We start from the raw sequence: 17,243 nt of genomic DNA on the forward strand, positions 1-17,243 counted from the left end.
ACCTGGAGCGGGCTCCCTATCTTGCATGCCGGATGCGCGGGTTGATCACGCCGTACAGCAGATCGACCAGCAGGTTGACGAGGATGATCATGCTGGCCACCAGCAGGATGCCGCCCTGCACCACCGGGTAGTCGCGGCGGCCGATGGCGTCGATCAGCCATTTGCCGATGCCGGGCCAGGAAAAGATGGTTTCGGTCAGCACCGCGCCGGCCAGCATGGTGCCCACCTGAAGGCCGATTACGGTGACCACCGGCATCAGCGCGTTGCGCAAGGCATGCTTGAGGATGACGCGGCTGCGCGACAGACCCTTGGCGCGCGCGGTGCGGATGTAGTCCTCGCGCAGCACTTCCAGCATTGCCGAGCGCGTCATGCGCGCGATCACCGCCAGCGGAATGGTGCCGAGCACGATGGCGGGCAGGATCAGGTGCTCCAGCGCCGAGGCAAACGCGCCCGGCTCGCCGGAAATCAGCGTATCGATCAGCATCAGCCCGGTGACCGGGGCAATGTCGTACTCGATGTCGAGGCGGCCCGATACCGGCGTCCAGCCCAGGTGCACCGACACCAGCATGATGAGGATCAGCCCCCACCAGAAGATCGGCATGGAATAACCGGTGAGCGCGGCGCCCATGACGGTGTGGTCCACCACGGTGCCACGCTTCACGGCGGCCATGATGCCGGCGGCCAGGCCGAACACCACGGCGAACACCATCGCCGCCAGAGACAGTTCCAGCGTGGCGGGGAACAGCGCGCGGAATTCTTCCAGTACCGGCGTCTGCGAAATCAGCGAGGTACCCAGGTCACCGTGCAGCAGGCGGCCCAGGTAATTGACGTACTGCTGCCATAACGGCAGGTCCAGGCCCATGCGGTGCATGGCCTCGCGGTAGTACACAGGGTCGATGTTGCGCTCGCCCAGCATCACCAGCACCGGGTCGCCCGGAATCATGTGGATCAGTGCGAAGGCCAGCACGGTGATGCCCAGGAAGGTGGGGATCACCACGCCGATGCGCTTAAGCAGGAATTGGATCATGGGTGGCGTTTCTCGCGGGTGGCGCCGGCACGAGGCCGGCGCCCGTTCCGGTTACTTGAGGCTCACGCCGTAGAACGAATGCAGTGCCAGCGGGCTGATCTTGTAGCCTTCCACCTTCTTGCTCATCGGCATGTAGACGGTGGAGTGCGCAACCGGGGTAAACGGTATTTCGCGCTTGAAGATCACCTGGGCCTGCTCGTACAGCTTGGTGCGTTCGGCCTGGCTGGTCAGGGTGCGGGCCTTGACGATCAGGTCGTCGAACTCCTTGTTGCACCACTGCGCGTAATTGTTGCCGCCAACGGCCGAGCAACCCAGGTTCACGCCCAGCCAGTTGTCCGGATCGCCATTGTCGCCGCTCCACCCGATCAGCATGGTGTCGTCCTCGCCGGCCTTGGCGCGCTTGATGTACTCGCCCCATTCGTAGGTGACGATCTTGGCGTTGACGCCGATCTTGGCCCAGTCGGCCTGGATCATCTCGGCCATCAGCTTGGCGTTGGGGTTGTACGGCCGTTGCACCGGCATTGCCCACAGCGAGAGGGTGAGCTTCTCGGCGCCGGCCTTCTTCAGCAGCGCCTTGGCCTTGTTCACGTCGTACGGCGCATCCTTCAGCGACTTGTTGTACGACCACTGGGTGGGCGGCATCGGGTTGGTGGCCAACTGGCCTGCACCCGCATAGACCGCCTGGATGATGGCCTTCTTGTTGATGGCCATGTCCAGCGCCTGGCGCACTTCCAGCTTGTCGAACGGCTTGCGCTTGGTGTTGTACGACACCCAGCCCAGGTTGAAGCCGGCCTGCTGGGGCACCTGCAATTGCGGGTTGGACTGCATGCCCTTCAAGTCTGCCGGGCGCGGGTACGCCATCACGTGGCATTCACCCTTTTGCAGCTTCTGGTAGCGCACCGAGGCATCCGGAGTGATGGCGAAGATCAGCTTATCGAGCTTCAGTTCATCCTTGCGCCAGTAACTGGGGTTGGCGTCGAAGCGGATCACCGCATCCTTCTGGTAGCTCTTGAACACGAAAGGGCCGGTGCCGATCGGCTGGGTATTGATCAGGCCCGCCTTGTTGGTCTTGAGCAGCTGGCTGGCGTACTCGGCGGACTGCACCGATGAGAACGACATCGCCAGGTTTTGCAGGAAGGCCGCATCCACGGCTTTGAGCTTGAAGCGCACGGTGTACGGATCAACCTTCTCGACGGCGGCGATGTTGGTATCCATGCCCATGTCGGTCACGTACGGATACTGGGCCGGCGCAGCCTTGTTGAACGGGTGGTTCTTGTCGATCAGGCGCTGGAAGGTGAACACCACATCGTCGGCATTGAAGTCGCGCGTGGGCTTGAAATAGGGGGTGGTGTGGAACTTCACGCCCTTGCGCAGCGTGAAGGTATAGGTCAGGCCATCCGGGGTGACGGCCCACTTTTCAGCCAGCGCCGGGCGGATACCGGTTTCGCCGCGCACGAATTCGGTCAGGCGGTTGAAGACGGTCTCGGCGGAGGCATCGAAATCCGTGCCGGTGGTATAACGCGCCGGGTCGAAACCAGCCGGGCTGCCTTCCGAGCAGAACACCAGCGTGCCGGCCGCCATGGCGCCGCCGGCCGACAGGGTAAGCAGGGCGCCGAGCGCCAGACTGTATTTATTCATGTAAAGCTCCTTTGCCGGACGAAACGAGGTGGGCCGGAGATCCCGGACAGTCCGCCATCTTGATAAGCCGTCAGCTTTGCGGAATCAGGTGATTCCCCACCATGCGGTACATAGCTTGCGTTAGCGCAATGATTTATACGGGTTTTCGCCAACGATGCGTATGGGCTTCCTGTCGCTTTACCGACATGCCGGATCGCGATAACCCCTGTCGTGCACCGCCCTAATCATAGACAGCGCGGCCACGACGGCAACGGAAGGCTGGTCGCGACCGGCGGCGGCTACTGGCTCTTGCCGTAGATGACCTGACGATCATCCTGACCGATGCGCCGGAAGCCGCACTTTTCGTAGAAGTAGTGATTGCGAACCGCCCAGGAGGGGGTTTCCAGGCGCCAGGCGCGGGAAGGGAACTGGCTTTCGATGTAGCGCCAGGTTTCCAGGCCGATGCCGCGATCCTGCACCGACGGGTCGAGGAACAGGTTGCCCAGCACGCTTTCACCATGGCGTCGCCAGTAAACGATGAAGGCCCCCACCGGGCTGCCGTTGACCATGATGGTGTAAGGCGACGACGCATGATCCCGCAAGCCATAGCGGCGCAGGAACGAACCGTCGTCATAGCCGTCGGGGCCGCCCCGCTGCTGGCCCAGAAAGCGTCGCGCGTCGTCGTCGAACGCCCGGGTCATCGGGGAAATCAAGGCGGGGATATCGGCCTCGGTCATGGGATGGAATTCCACTTTCATCAACGGCTCCTTGTTGGATCGTGCCACGCACGGGCACGCAGGGCGTGTGACGGTGGATGCAACGGTGGGACAGTGGGCACACGCGGGCCAGGGGTGGCGAAACCCTAATCCGCCCGGCCGATGATGAAATTGCGTAGTGTCAAACTTGGTGACTACGTGACGGGGCGAGGGGCTGCAAAGCGCACGTCGGGCATGGATCAACTAGCCGGCAAAACCCGGCGGCAACAGCATGTCCACGTGATCGATGCCGTCTTCGTCGTAGCGCTCGCCCACCGGCACAAACCCATGCCTGCCATAGAAGCCAGCGAGATGCGCCTGCGCGCCAATACGGTGCCCGGCGCCCGGGTAGCAGCGCGCGGCATGGGCCAGGCCTTCCGCCACCAGCAGATGCCCCGCACCGGTGCCGCGCGCGATCGGCGCCACCACCACCCGCCCGATCGACGGCTCGGCGTACTTCAGCCCCGGTGGCACCAGCCGCAGGCAGGCCAGCAACCGGCCCTCGGCATCGTGGCCGGTCAGGTGCGCCGAGTGCACATCGTAGTCGTCCAGGTCGGGATAGGCGCAGGTCTGTTCGACGATGAATACCTGCTGGCGCAACCGCAGGTAGTCGAACAATGACAGGGCGTCGAACTCGGCGAGCGCGCGCCAGGTCCAGGTGATGGGCATGCGGATGGGCCTGTTCAAAAAGAAACGCCGGCAGCCACGCAAGGTGGGCCGGCGGGGATCGCCTGCCGGGTACTCCCGGCACCGGATCGCGGCTTTTCAGCCGCTCACAGTGCGAGCTTTTCCTTCCAGCGTGCCACTTGCGCCCGCACCTGCGCCGGCGCGGTGCCGCCCACGTGGTCGCGCGCAGCCAGGCTACCGTCGGGAGTGAGCACGTCGAACACACTGTTCTCGATCAACGGCGAGAAGCTTTGCAGCTCGATCAGCGACAGATCGGCCAGATCCTTCTTCTTGTCCTCGGCATAACGCACCGCCAGCGCCACGGCCTCGTGCGCATCGCGGAACGGCAGGCCGCGCTTGACCAGGTAGTCGGCCAGGTCGGTGGCGGTGGCAAAGCCCTGGCGCACCGCACGCTCCATGGCTTCGGGCTTCACGGTGATGCCGCGCATCATGTCCGCGTAGATGCGCAGCGTGTCGGACAGTGTGTCGAGCGTATCGAACAACGGCTCTTTGTCTTCCTGATTGTCCTTGTTGTACGCCAGCGGCTGACCCTTCATCAGCGTCAGCAACGCAACCAGGTGGCCATTGACGCGGCCGGTCTTGCCCCGTACCAGCTCGGGCACGTCCGGGTTCTTCTTCTGCGGCATGATCGAGCTACCGGTACAGAAGCGATCGGCGATATCGATGAAACCAAATCGCGGGCTCATCCAGATGATCAGTTCCTCGGACAGGCGCGACAGGTGCGTCATCGTCAGCGCGGCGGCGGCGGTGAACTCGATGGCGAAGTCGCGATCGGACACCGCGTCCAGCGAGTTTTCGCACACCCCGTCGAAGCCCAGCAGTTCCGCCGTCATACGGCGGTCGATGGGATAGGTGGTGCCGGCCAGCGCGGCAGCGCCCAGCGGCAGGCGGTTGACGCGCCGGCGCGCATCGGCGAAGCGCTCGCTATCGCGGCCCAGCATTTCCACGTAGGCCAGCATGTGGTGGCCGAACGTCACCGGCTGCGCCACCTGCAAGTGGGTGAAGCCCGGCATCACGGTATCGGCGTGCTGCTCGGCCAGCAGCACCAGCGATGTCTGCACCTCGGCGATCTGGCGCAACGTGGCATCGATACCGCCACGCAGGTACAGGCGGATATCGGTGGCAACCTGATCGTTGCGGCTGCGGCCGGTATGCAGGCGCTTGCCGGCATCGCCGATCTTCTCGGTCAGGCGGCGCTCGATATTCATGTGCACATCTTCCAGGTCCACCGACCAGTCGAAGACGCCGTTGCGGATATCGTCGAGGATATCGGCCATGCCCGACTGGATGGCGCGGAAATCGTCGTCCGACAGCACGCCGACGCGGTTGAGCATGGTGGCGTGGGCAAGCGAGCCCTGGATATCGACCTCGGCCATGCGGCAATCGAAGGTCACCGAAGCGGTGTAGCGTTTGACCAGCTCGGAAACGGGCTCGTTGAAGCGACCGGACCAGGCCTTGTTGGCGGCGTCCTGCATGGTGGGAATCCTGTACGGCATTGGCGAGACGCGAATTATACGGGGCGACCGGGTGCGCCGCAGCAACAACCCGGAGGGATGTGGCATGGCAGCATGTCGACCACCCTGGCGCCCGCGCCTTTCCACCGTATAATCACCCGCTTGCCCGCAGGGGCGTGCTGAACTTTAGTGCGCCACAGGCGGTCCGCTACGGGGGTTCCACTCGACGCGGACGCGGCGGGCGGGATGTTCCGGTTACGGAATGACAAGAGCGGCTGACAAAACCTGGCGTCGCGAGGCTGGCAGGCAGGACGAAACGCCCTGACAGGTGATCGATCGCAGATCGCACAAAGCGTACGGCGAGACAGCCAGAAGGATTTTGCTGGCGCTCTTACAGCAGTACGGCCCGGATGGGCCACGCATGGAGACAACCAAGGCAATGAGCAAGGATATGAAACGCTCCCGTGGAACCAGGAGCGGTGGCGGCGGTGGATCGTCACTGTTGACCGGTCTGTTGATCGGGCTGCTGGGGGGCGTGGCCGCCGCCGTGGTGCTGGCGATTTACCTCAACCGGGGCAGCAACCCGTTCACCGATAAGAAATCACCGCCACCGGACGCCGTATCGTCCGCACCGGCCGCGACCACCGGAAAGGGGCCGGAGACGCTGCATCCCGGCGGTTCCACCGGCGATGCGCCCAAGGAACAGGAACAGGATTTCGATTTCTACAAAGTGCTGCCGGGGCTTTCCGACGACAGCGAGGCCAAAAAGCCGGCCGCCACCCCTGCCCCGGCTGCCGCGCCGGAGGCCAGCCCGCCTGCCAAGGTCGAGGCGCCCAAGGGCACCTACCTGCAGATCGGCGCTTTCCAGAACGAGCAGGATGCCGACAACCTGAAGGCCAAGCTGGCGCTGGTGGGGGTGGAAGCATCGATCTACACCGCCGATGTGCCGGGCAAGGGTGTGTGGCACCGGGTGCGGATCGGCCCGTTCAACAGCCTGGGCGATCTGGAACGCACTCGCGACCAGCTCAAGAACAATGGTGTGGAAAGCACCGTGGTACGCGGCAACTAACCAAAAACGACCCAAACCGCGCCGGCATGGCCACAGGCACACGGCTGGATGGCACACAGTGCCCGGTTCCAACAAGGAGAAGACCCGATGTTTACCCGCATCCTCAAGACTGCCATCGTCGCCGTGGGCCTCCTGGCCGGCAGCGTGGCGCTGGCCGCCCCGCAGGAAGGCCGCGAGTTCAAGCGCCTCGCCACGCCGCAACCGGTGCCCGCCGGCAAGCTGGAAGTGGTCGAGTTCTTCTGGTACGGCTGCCCGCACTGCTTTGCCATCGAGCCCTATACCGAAGCCTGGGCCAAGAAGTTGCCCAAGGATGTCGTGTTCCGCCGCGTACACGTGATGTGGCCGGGCCGGGGGGATCTGGAAGGCCATGCCAAGATCTTCGTGACGCTGAGCCAGATGGGCATCGCCGAGAAATACAACAAAGCCGTGTTCAAGGCAGTGCAGGCCGACCGTATCGAACTGCGCCGTGAGGACGTACTGTTCGACTGGGTGAAGAAACAGGGTATCGATGTCGCCAAGTTCAAAGGCATCTACAACGGCTTCAGCATGGGCGTGGCGCTGAACAAGGCGGCCCAGGCCACCCGTGACTACAACGTCGACGGCGTGCCTACCTTCGTGGTCAATGGCAAGTACTTCACCTCGCCAGGCATGGTGGGCAAGGAAGACGGCACGATCTTCACCGTGATCGACCAGTTGCTGGCCGTGGAACGCGGCGCGGCCAAGCCCGCCGCGGCACCAAAGAAGAAGTAAGCCGCGGCCGCACGCGGCCAGCAACAAGAAAAGGCAGCCCAAGGCTGCCTTTTCTTGTTTGCGCCGGTCATCGCTACATCGACATGGGCGCCGTGGAGACCTCCGGCGCCGGGGCCGGGAACGGCTCGTTCGACGGCACCACGCGCGTGGTCTGACCATCCGAGATCAGGTTCACCCGCTGCCGCGCGATGATGGGCTGGTCGGCCTCCTGCACCACCACCATGCGCTGGCCGTTATCCAGCAGCACAGTCACTTCCAGCGCCTGCTTGGCCATGACGTTTTCCTCGATCTTGTTGCCCAGCAGGCCACCGACGATGGAGCCGATCACGCCACTGACGATCTGCCCGGTACCGCCGCCGATGTTGCGGCCGGCCGCGATGCCACCGATCACTCCGCCGGCCACGGCGCCGACACCGGTCGAATCCTCCATGCGCACCTCGCGCACCTGCTCCACCACGCCGCTCTGCACCGTGGCCGCCGTGCGCATCTGGTTGCGCTTGTAGACATTAGCCGAATCACTGGTGGCGCAGCCGGCCAGCGCCACCATGGCGCCTGCCATGACAACGACACACAACCGTTTGATTTCCATGATTTTTACTCCCGTTGAGCCACAGCCCCATTGTAAGTCCGCGCCGGGCTTAACAAGGTGTCCAGGCTCACAGTACCGCCGCCTCGCGACGGCGGAACCAGCCGCTGACCGACAGGCGTTCGCGATTGGCCGGCATCACCTCGTGCTCGAAGCGATCCGACAGGAACACCACCAGCGTGCCGCCCTGCGGCTGGACATCAACCGGCCCCGCCTCGGTATAGAGCCGCAACTGGCCACCGTGTTCCGGCAACCAGTCCCGGTTCAGATAGAGGACAACGGTCACCGCGCGCGTATCCTGGCCCCGGTGCTGATCCAGATGGCGCTTGTAGAACGCGCCGGCCGGGTAGGCGGCAAAGTGGCATTCCAGCGTTGCCAGCCCCAGGTAGAGGCTGCGGTTCAGCGTGGCCTGGAGATCGGCCAGCCGTTCCAGCAGCGCCTGGGCATCGGGATCGCCCTCGTCCAGCCAGAGCACATCGTCGCCACGGATGGCGGTATCCAGCGCGCGACCGGCGGCGCGGCCGATGCCCGCATGCTGGAAGGTTGCGCGCCGCTCGCGGCTCAGCGCGGCCAGTGCCTCGATTTCGGCACCATCCAGGAAACCATGACAGAGTGCCCAGCCGTGATCGGCCAGCCCCTCAACGACGTAATCGAATCCACTCACGCGCGGTCTCCGCGTTATCGATGGGCGCTTCCAGGCGCGGCACGCCGTCAGGCGCAGGTTTGGGACTGGGCGGCGGCAGCAGGAAGTCGCCGGGATAGGTGAAGAAATGCCGCAGTATCTTGCCCAGCAGCGGCCGCGTGGCGCGGAAATTCAGCTTGCGCGAACGCAGCGCCACCCACAGTGCCAGGCCAAAGCTGACCGCCAGGTTGGTCAGGCCGATCAGCAGGATGCCAGCCAACGAGATCAGCAACACATTCAGGCCGATGTTGAAATCCAGCGTCACCGCCGCATACGACAGATAGGCCGACGAGAAGGTGATGTGGCGGATATCCACCGGCAGGCCGATCAGGACGCCGATGGTGCCGATGGTGCCCAGCATCATGCCAAAGTAGAAGTTACCCGCCAGCGCGCCCAGGTTGTGCTCGATATAGCCGGACAACCGCCGCGTACGCCACTCGCCGATCAGCTTGTTCAGCCAGGGCAGCGCGGCGATGCGCTCGGGGATCTTGTTGTAGATCGATTTGTTGTCGTAGTAACCCGAGATCAGCCCGGCCAGGAACAGGCAGCAGCCAGCAATGCCGGCATGGAACAACGCCAGGCTGGCGATGGGCGAGAGGTCGTGCAGCAGGTGCTGGGCCTTGGCGGCATCGACCACCGGCGCGCCGAAGGCGTATTTCCAGCCCAGCGCCAGCGCCAGCGCCACCGGCATCGACAGCGCGACGTTGCCGAAGATGGCAATGAACTGCGTACGCAGCACCTTGACGATCAACTGTGCCAGTTCATCCAGATCGAGCTGCTTCTTGCCGCTCTTGTTGGTCTGCTGATGAATCGACGCCGCGATCTTGGCCGCCGTCATCGCCGGCTGCTTGGTGGCGATAGTGAAGTGCAGCATGTGGATCAGCATGAAGCCGAGCGCGTAGTTCAGGCCAAATGCCACCGCCTCCAGCAACAGCGGCAGGTGCGCCTTGGCGGTCAGCAGTTTTACCAGCGACATGAAGCCGACGATGAAACCGGCACCAGCCGCCGATTTGAACATGCTCATCCATTCTCGGCGGTTTTCGGCGATGTAATGCTCGCCGGTGCGGCTGGCGTTTTCAGTCACCTGAAGCGCCAGCAGTTCGGTGTTCTCGGAGAACACGTCGCGAATACTGTGCTTGCGGTTCTCGGCCCGTACCAGCCCGATCATCACCGAGAGCAGGCGTTCGGCGCGGCTGTCGCGGTCGCTGTCCGGATCGACCAGGTCGAGCAGCAGGCGCATGCGCTCGATGTGCTGGCGGATGCGGATCAGGTGGTAGGTCAGGCTGACCGATACGCCCTGACGTGCCGCGCTCCTGCGCACCTTGGCGATCTGCGCCTCGCACTGGTCGAGCAGCACCAGAATCTGCGCATCGTCATCCTTGGGCAGCCCCTCGTCGATCATTGCCGCGCGATAGCGCTCGATATACGCCAGCGCTTCGATGTTCTGATGCACGAACGGCGATTCGAAGCGCTGCACTTCCGGGTAGTTGCGCACGATCTCCGGTTCCAGCCCGATGGCGGCCAGCCGGCATGACAGGGTCTGGATCGATTCCAGCATCTGCACCCGGGTACGGGCGATGCTGTCGTGGTCCTGCTCTTCCTCGAAATGCAGCGCGCGGCCCAGTTCGAACCAGTTTTCGCGCGGCACATTGGCCAGCCACTCGTAATCGTCGCCACGATGGAACACCTGGGCGAAGCGATCCTTGAGCGAGTGCGGATCGCTCACCGGCGGCAGCAGGCGCAGGCCGATGCGGCGGCGCAACGTGGCAAAGAAGGTTTCGTTGGAAAGGATGCCGGTCTCGGTATAGAGCGGCACCTGCCAGCAGGTGGACAGCAGATACAGCAACGCGCGGCGCAACGCGGCGCGGTAGTCGGGGTGCGTTTCGAGCAGGTAGCACAGCGCCTGCACGTTATGGATGGCGGCGCGCTCGTCGCTGGCGCGGCGCGGGCGCAGGCCGTCCACCAGTTCGACCAGCAAAGGCACCAGGGCGGTATCCGCCGTGGTCGTCATCTTCAGCAAGGTAACCTGCATCGCGATCCTTCTGTCTCGTTATCCGGTTGCCTGTCCGGCCACGGTCGACCGGAACGTCTGCCACGCGTCATCCCCGGTCACTCATCCACCGGTAACGCTCCCTGCCTTGCGGGCGCTACACGGCAGCGAGCAGCCGTTCCGTCAGGCGCTCGGCCTCGTCGGCATAACCGCCGCCGAAGAGGTTGAAATGGTTGAGTACGTGGTAGAGGTTGTACAGATCGCGCCGTAAGGCATAGCCCGAATCCAGGGGCCACGCCGCGCGGTAGGCATCGTAGAAGCGACGGCCGAAGCCACCGAAGAGTTCGGTCATGGCCAGATCCGCTTCCCGGTCGCCGTAGTAGCAGGCCGGATCGAACAGCACCGGCGCGCCCGAGGCGAGGAAACCGACGTTACCCGACCACAAATCGCCGTGCAAGAGCGATGGCGCTGGCAGATAACCGTTGAAAAACGACGGTAACATCCCCAGCAGCCGGTCCGCCTGCGCAAAGCGCTGGCCGTTCTGCCGCGCCAGCCGGAACTGCTCGCCCAGCCGGCGCTCACGCCAGAACGCGATCCAGTCGTCCATCCATTCGTTGTGTTGCGCGGTACTGCCGATGGTGTTGTCGCGCTCCCAGCCATAACGCGACGCGGTACTGCGGTGCATGGCCGCCAGCGCCTCGCCCAGCGCGGCATCGTCGCCCTGGCGCACCAGGTCCAGCCACTCCAGCACCAGGAATGCGTGCTCGCCCGCCACGCCGTGACAGATCGCGCGTGGCGCGCGGATCACCCGCCCCAGCGCATCCAGGCCGTCGGCCTCGGCTTCGAACATGCCCAGCCGCCCGGCGCGATTCAGCTTGACGAAGAATGGCCCGGCGCTGCTTTCCACCCGGCAGGCGTTGTTGATGCTGCCGCCTCCCACCGCACGCGGCGACCCCAACGTTACCGGCTGGCCAAGTGCGGTCGAAAGGGCGAGGGCAATCTGGTTCCACATGATCCGGCCATGACAGGAAGGTAATGGCGAAAGATTACTGGGGGATGTGCGGCAGGGGGAAGAGGGAAACCCAAAAGACTCAAGACGATAGCGGGCGCCGCTCGCCGTGCCGGCAGCCGGGCGGCGGCGCCGCCCGTCCGGTTACTGCTGCTTGGGATCGGTGACGAAGCCGATCTTGGCCAAGCCGGCGCGTTGCGCGGCAGCCATGGTCTGCGCCACCGATTCGTAGCGCACTTCGCGGTCAGCGGCCAGGTGCAGCTCGGGCTGCGGGTCCTTTTTGGCCGCCTCGGCCAGATTGGCGTCCAGCGTCGCGTCGTCCACTGGCTTGCCATCCCAGAAGCGCTGGCCACTGGCATCGATCGACAGGGAAATGTGCGCCGGCTTCAGCTCCTGCGGCTGGTTCACCGCACGCGGCAGATCCAGCTTCACCTGATGACTAATCACCGGCACGGTGATCATGAAGATGATCAGCAACACCAGCATGACGTCGACCAGCGGCGTCATGTTGATTTCACTCATCACCTCATCGCTGTCGTCGCTCAGGGTACCGAAGGCCATTTAGCGCCCCCCGACCACGTTCAGTGTCGGCGCCGGCGAAGCGGTGCCGACACGCGCGCCGGTGATGAAGTAGGCATGCAGATCGTGCGCGAAACGGTTCAACTGCGCCAGTACCGACTTGTTGCCGCGCGCCAGCGCGTTGTAGCCCAGCACCGCCGGAATCGCCACGGCCAGGCCGAAGGCCGTCATGATCAGCGCCTCGCCCACCGGGCCGGCCACCTTGTCGATCGAAGCCTGGCCGGTGACGCCGATGCTGACCAGGGCGTGATAGATACCCCATACCGTGCCGAACAGGCCGACGAAGGGCGCAGTGGAGCCCACCGAGGCCAGGATCGACAGGCCGGACTGCATCGCCTGGGCCGCGTCGTCGATGCCGCGCCGCAGGTTGCTGGTCACCCAGTCGCTGACATTCAGCGCGCCGTGCAGGTCCGACTTGTTGTGCGCATGGTGCGCCACCGCCTCGGCGCCTTCCTCGGCCAGATTGCGGAATGGATTCTCGGCCTTGGTCTCGCCCAACACGGCCAGCCCGGCTGCGAAATCGCGCTGATGCCAGAAATCGTGGGTGGCGGAACGCGCCTGACGACGCAGGTGCACCAGGCGCCAGGTCTTCATCACGATCACGCACCAGGAGGCGACCGACATCAGCAGCAGCAGGATGGCCACGCCACGCGTGACCGCATCACCCTGCGCCCACAGGGCGGCGATGCCATAGGGGTTGTTTTCCATGGGTAAAGCGACTCCTCAACAAGCATGAACGCGGACAAGAGTCCGCCGCGTCGCGATGATCGCCACGCGGAAAGGACGCATCATAACGCGAATAATTCTCAACTGAAAGTAAAAGCCCATGTCCGATCCGCATGACCTGCCCGAACGGCAGGTCTGGAACGATACGCCGGGTACACGCACAAGACACTGATCCACCGGAGAAACCGGCGTCCTGGCTGGTGGTTGCCCGTCTTACTTCGGCGCCTTCAACGTGGCGCAGGCATCGGCACGCGCAGCAGCCGGGATCGTGACCACGGCATCGAAGCGCCCTGCCGGCGCGGCGGCCTCGACGAAGCCGACACTGACAACCTGCTCGCTCGGCACGCCGGCCAGCCAGCGCGGCACGCCCAGGTCGCGTCGCACATGGCCGTTGCCGGCCAGCAGTACCACGCCGTCCGCATGCTCGCGCACCACCCTGGCCATCCAGACATCGCGCGCCACCTGCGCCCGCGCCATGCCCGGCAGCAGGCTGGCGGGCAACTGGCCGCAATGGCCGACGTCCACCTCGCGTTGCTGGCCGGCATCCAGATCCACCGGCAATGGCTGGTCCAGGCCGAACGCTTGCAGCGTCGCCGTATCCAGCGCCGCCGCATATCCTTCGCGCACCACGCGTGCGGCATCGGCCCGCGATACGTTCGCCGCCAGCAGCGGCAAGCGGTATTGCAGCGCCAGCGCGATCACCGGCGTGTAGTACGGCCATTGCCACGCAGCCTTGGCGCCTCCGGCCCGCTGTACCACGCAATCGGCGTCGGCGCAGTCGCGCAGCGCAGCGTCCAGATCCGGCTGACGCTCGCGGTCGAACTGCTCCATGGCGATGGCCGGGCGCCAGCCCGCCTGCACGCGCTGTGCCAGCAGATAGGCGCGCTGGCGATGGCCTTCGGCATTGTCGTGCACCTCGCCGAGCAGCCACACCGGTTTGTCGGCGATGCGCGCCGCCAGCGCCTGCGTGGAGGGCTGCGGCGTGCCGGCGCACGCGATCAGCAACGGCAGCAAGAGAAACGGCAAGGCAAGGCTACGCATGGGAATTCCTGGTCAGGGTGTTCGTTTCGGCGGGCCGTCAGTGGCCGCAGGCCCGCCCAGCACCCGCAACACCGCCCGTGGCACGCTGGCATAGAGCGCCCCCAGGTGGTTCTGCCCTTCCAGCACGGTGAACCGGGCGTCGATGCCCTGCGCCCGCAGCGTGCCAGCGAGGGTGCGCGCACCGTCGATCATCGCGCGCTCGGCCAGCTTGGCACGGTCCATGGCAGGCGTATCCGCACCGCCTTGCTCCAGCCCGCCGACACCGATCCACACCTGTGGCACGTGATCGACGGCTGGCAGTGGGTGATCGCGCAGCAACCAGCGTTCGCCCCACCACACGGAAGGGCTGACGGCGATATAGGACTGGAACGCATCAGGGCGGCTGAACAACACGTACAGCGTGAACAGACCGCCATACGAATGTCCGTACAGCGCCTGTCGCGACGGGTTCAGCGGCCAGCGCGCGGCGAGGTCGGGCTTGAGCGTGTGTTCGATGAAGTCGAGAAAGCGCGCGGCGCCACCTTCGCGGTACTTGGTCCGGGGCGCGTCCGCCGGCAGGGCATCGGGCAGCGGCGGCGTGTAGTCCTCGGCGCGCGCCACCACGTCGAACGCGCCATCGATGGGGTAGCCGATGCCCACCACCACAGCGGGATCGAGGCCGCGCTGGGTGCGCGCCACCTGCGCCGCCAGCGCGAAGGTGGCATTGCCATCGAGCAGGTACAGCACCGGATAACCGCCCGGTGGTGGCGGCGCGTCGGGCACCGCAACGAAGAGGCGATAGTCACGCCCGGTCTGATTGGAATGCAGTGTGCGTTGCACCGCGCCGGGCAAGGTCACCGGCTGCCAGCCATCGCGCTGCGGCGCGGCGCAACCGGCCAGGATCAGCAACATGCAGGCGGCCAGGGCACGGTACAGGCGCGTCATACCACCACCAGATGGTTGTCCCACTTCACCCCGGCGCGCGTGGCCAGCGGAGCAAGGCGGCGGCGTGCGATATCCAGCTCGGCGATCAGGCCCAGTTCGTTGGAGACATAGACCCGCTCGCCATCGACGGCGATGCCCGCGGGCCGTTGCAGGCCGACTTCGCCAAGGAAGGCACCGTCGCTGCGCCACAGCAGGATCGCATCGCCTTGCAGCGCGGTGGCGATGAAGACATTGCCGGCGGCGGCCACGCTGGCGGCGTAGCCACCCCAACCCGGCAGATGCTCCGCCAGCGTCAGTGCGCCGTCACGCAGAATGGCCAGCAGCGGTGTATCCGTGACATCGCGGCCATCCGGCGATTCGGCCTGCACCGCGACCCCTAGCGTGCCGTCGGTGGTGCGCGCCAGATGGCGCAGGCTGAGGGTGTGGTCCGACAGCGCATACCGCGCCAACAATGCGCCGGATGGCATGTCCAGGATCGCCACCGATGGTTCCATGGTGGCGAGGTTGAGCTTGTCGCGCCCCGACTGCGGCAGGGTGAGGATGCCGCCATTGGCGACCGCCAGCGTCTTGCCCGGTACCAGCCAGTACAGTTCGTGCGGGCCGATGCCATGGCTGGGGAATTCGCCACGCCGCGCCAGCGACGCCGCATCGTAGACGCCGACCATGCCGGCGCCGCGTTCGATATCGTTCTCGGTGGTGTAGAGCGTGGCACCATCGGGGCTGAGGATGGCATGCCCATAGAAATGACGCCCCGGCGCAGGCGCGATGCGCTTGATCTCCGCGCCGGTGCGCCAGTTGACGCGCGACAGCCAGAAGCCCGCGCGCCGCGCCACCAGGATCAGCTCGTCGCTACCCGGGATCGGCAACATTCCGTGGCCACGCGTCGGCAGCCGCAACGGCACACCGCCATTCACCGCCTCGAAGAACGGCCCGTCATCATCCGCGGCCGCCGCCAGCAGCGTGCGGCGCGGCAGCCCGGCCACAGCCGGTAGCGGCAACGCAAGCACGCCCAAGGCGGCAAGAAAATGGCGACGGGAAAATCCGGGTGGTGAGGCGTGAGGTGTGAGGCGTGAGGTGTGACGTGCCTCCATCGCCGCGCCGTTGCCGTGGTTTCCGACGTTACTCCTCACCCCTTCCTCCTTACCCCTCACTGCCTTTCAGTCCCCATCGCTGTCGTTGAAGCCCAACACCACATCCAGCGCCACCGCCACGTCGCCAGCCACGACCTGCTTCAGGCCCGACAAGGCGGTACGCAAAGCAGCGCGTTGCGCTTCGGTGCTGCGCGCGCGGTCGGCCGGCAGAGCGGCCAGCGCTTTGCGCGCGGCGTCGTAAGCGGCCTTGACCTTGGCGTTGACGGCATCGTGGCCCTGCGCGGCGACGAAGGTGGCGAGACCGGCGCCGCCGCCCGTACCAAAATAGGCGACGGCAAAGCCGTCGAGCTGGACGCCGATAGCTTCGCGCGTCAGGTCGGAGCGCCAGTCGGGCCAGGCATCGGGCTGGGCTTCCTCGACACGCGGCAGGCGGCGGATCGCACCCTCGATACCGCTCAGCATCAGGCCGATGGTTTCGGAAAACAGGTTCTTGCGGAAAAAATCGGCTTCACCCTGCAATTGCTCGACGTAAAGCGCCCAGCCGGCATCGAGCTGGTGCACGTCTTCCAGCGCGCGGCTGGCACTACCCTGTAAATAGGCGCACCGCGCCTTGTCCTTCAGCCGCGTCAGTTGGGCCTGTGGCTGGGCATCGCCGTACAGCAGGTATTCGGCCGCCGACAGCCCGCGTACCGAGACATTGTGCGGATCGACCCCAGCACCGCTGGCGATGCGTTTTTCGATGTCCTTGGTACGCGTGGGGCGGAAGTCGATCATGCGGCCGGTCCGCTCCAGCACGATGGGCCCGCCGCTGGCGCCATCCATGGCTCGCCACGCCAGCATCGCCTCGCGCCACGCACCACGCGTTGCCTCCAACCCCGCCTGATCCGGCCGGGCGCAGAACGCCTTCGCCGCCTCGGCAAAACGTTCGCTGCCAGCCACCAGCGCCTGGTGGCGCGGCAGATAGGCCTGCTCGATCCAGCGCGCCGCAAACGCGGCATCGGGCACCGGCGCCTCGGCATGCACCAGCGCGGCACTCGCCAGCGCCATCAGGGTCAGCAACGGTCTGAACATGAAACGATCCTTTGTCTTTTCGGGCTGGTTGGAGGAAAACCCCAAAGTCTTGAACCACGGAAGAACAGTGAGAACACGGGGTTTCACAGCGGAAACCGTCAGCCGATCCATACGAACGTGCGGCTCAACCCTGTTTTGCCCTTCCTACTGTGACTCTCTGTGTTTCAAGATTCGGGGTTTCAATC

General features: G+C 65.2%; 17 protein-coding genes. 2 read left to right on the forward strand and 15 right to left on the reverse strand.

What is annotated here, in order from left to right:
- Window positions 1–16: 16 nt before the first annotated feature.
- The 5 genes from FAZ21_RS03110 to argH form a co-directional block, all read right to left on the reverse strand.
- Window positions 17–1,027 (reverse strand): ABC transporter permease subunit, encoded by a 1,011-nt coding sequence (locus FAZ21_RS03110; protein ID WP_136771821.1) that lies wholly within the window; start codon window positions 1,025–1,027, stop codon window positions 17–19.
- 51 nt (window positions 1,028–1,078) lie between these two features.
- Window positions 1,079–2,665 (reverse strand): ABC transporter substrate-binding protein, encoded by a 1,587-nt coding sequence (locus FAZ21_RS03115; RefSeq protein ID WP_136771822.1) that lies wholly within the window; start codon window positions 2,663–2,665, stop codon window positions 1,079–1,081.
- A gap of 278 nt (window positions 2,666–2,943) precedes the next feature.
- Window positions 2,944–3,402 (reverse strand): GNAT family N-acetyltransferase, encoded by a 459-nt coding sequence (locus tag FAZ21_RS03120; RefSeq protein WP_136771823.1) that lies wholly within the window; start codon window positions 3,400–3,402, stop codon window positions 2,944–2,946.
- A 201-nt stretch (window positions 3,403–3,603) separates the two neighbouring features.
- Window positions 3,604–4,068, reverse strand: a complete 465-nt coding sequence (locus tag FAZ21_RS03125; protein WP_136771824.1) for a GNAT family N-acetyltransferase — start codon at window positions 4,066–4,068, stop codon at window positions 3,604–3,606.
- A 104-nt stretch (window positions 4,069–4,172) separates the two neighbouring features.
- Entirely contained in the window at window positions 4,173–5,561 is a 1,389-nt protein-coding gene (gene argH, locus FAZ21_RS03130; RefSeq protein WP_136771825.1) for an argininosuccinate lyase, read from the reverse strand.
- A 430-nt stretch (window positions 5,562–5,991) separates the two neighbouring features.
- Between argH and FAZ21_RS03135 the strand changes: the two genes are divergently transcribed.
- Together FAZ21_RS03135 and FAZ21_RS03140 are read left to right on the forward strand one after the other, a co-directional pair.
- Complete coding sequence (locus FAZ21_RS03135) at window positions 5,992–6,609, forward strand: SPOR domain-containing protein (protein WP_246038462.1); 618 nt, start codon at window positions 5,992–5,994, stop codon at window positions 6,607–6,609.
- 87 nt (window positions 6,610–6,696) lie between these two features.
- Window positions 6,697–7,359 carry a thiol:disulfide interchange protein DsbA/DsbL gene (locus tag FAZ21_RS03140; protein ID WP_169307225.1) on the forward strand — a complete coding sequence of 221 codons (663 nt, stop codon included), beginning with the start codon at window positions 6,697–6,699 and terminating at the stop codon, window positions 7,357–7,359.
- A 73-nt stretch (window positions 7,360–7,432) separates the two neighbouring features.
- On the opposite strand, the gene FAZ21_RS03145 is transcribed toward FAZ21_RS03140, so the two are convergent.
- From FAZ21_RS03145 to FAZ21_RS03190, 10 genes are all read right to left on the reverse strand, one after another.
- Window positions 7,433–7,948: an outer membrane lipoprotein gene (locus FAZ21_RS03145; protein ID WP_246038463.1), complete on the reverse strand. Its 516-nt coding sequence runs from the start codon at window positions 7,946–7,948 to the stop codon at window positions 7,433–7,435.
- Window positions 7,949–8,015: 67 nt separating this feature from the next.
- The gene (locus FAZ21_RS03150; protein WP_211243349.1) at window positions 8,016–8,609 is read right to left on the reverse strand and encodes a 2OG-Fe(II) oxygenase; all 594 of its coding nucleotides are present in this window, start codon (window positions 8,607–8,609) and stop codon (window positions 8,016–8,018) included.
- Window positions 8,584–10,659: a site-specific recombinase gene (locus tag FAZ21_RS03155; protein WP_136771828.1), complete on the reverse strand. Its 2,076-nt coding sequence runs from the start codon at window positions 10,657–10,659 to the stop codon at window positions 8,584–8,586. The genes FAZ21_RS03150 and FAZ21_RS03155 overlap by 26 nt, the downstream gene beginning before the upstream one ends.
- Window positions 10,660–10,774: 115 nt before the next feature.
- Complete coding sequence (locus tag FAZ21_RS03160; RefSeq protein ID WP_136771829.1) at window positions 10,775–11,629, reverse strand: fructosamine kinase family protein; 855 nt, start codon at window positions 11,627–11,629, stop codon at window positions 10,775–10,777.
- 141 nt (window positions 11,630–11,770) lie between these two features.
- Window positions 11,771–12,187 (reverse strand): ExbD/TolR family protein, encoded by a 417-nt coding sequence (locus FAZ21_RS03165; protein WP_136771830.1) that lies wholly within the window; start codon window positions 12,185–12,187, stop codon window positions 11,771–11,773.
- A complete protein-coding gene (locus FAZ21_RS03170; RefSeq protein ID WP_136771831.1) occupies window positions 12,188–12,913 on the reverse strand; it encodes a MotA/TolQ/ExbB proton channel family protein in 726 nt (241 codons plus the stop codon).
- 231 nt (window positions 12,914–13,144) lie between these two features.
- Window positions 13,145–13,972, reverse strand: a complete 828-nt coding sequence (locus tag FAZ21_RS03175) for a ChaN family lipoprotein (RefSeq protein ID WP_136771832.1) — start codon at window positions 13,970–13,972, stop codon at window positions 13,145–13,147.
- A gap of 12 nt (window positions 13,973–13,984) precedes the next feature.
- The gene (locus FAZ21_RS03180; protein WP_136771833.1) at window positions 13,985–14,896 is read right to left on the reverse strand and encodes an alpha/beta hydrolase; all 912 of its coding nucleotides are present in this window, start codon (window positions 14,894–14,896) and stop codon (window positions 13,985–13,987) included.
- Window positions 14,893–16,026 carry a DUF1513 domain-containing protein gene (locus FAZ21_RS03185; protein WP_136771834.1) on the reverse strand — a complete coding sequence of 378 codons (1,134 nt, stop codon included), beginning with the start codon at window positions 16,024–16,026 and terminating at the stop codon, window positions 14,893–14,895. The genes FAZ21_RS03180 and FAZ21_RS03185 overlap by 4 nt, the downstream gene beginning before the upstream one ends.
- Window positions 16,027–16,053: 27 nt before the next feature.
- Window positions 16,054–17,058, reverse strand: coding sequence for an imelysin family protein (locus FAZ21_RS03190; protein WP_169307226.1), 1,005 nt, complete (start codon window positions 17,056–17,058; stop codon window positions 16,054–16,056).
- Window positions 17,059–17,243: the final 185 nt, after the last annotated feature.

The sequence above is a fragment of the Chitiniphilus eburneus genome, from assembly GCF_005048205.1.
Lineage (GTDB): Bacteria > Pseudomonadota > Gammaproteobacteria > Burkholderiales > Chitinibacteraceae > Chitiniphilus > Chitiniphilus eburneus.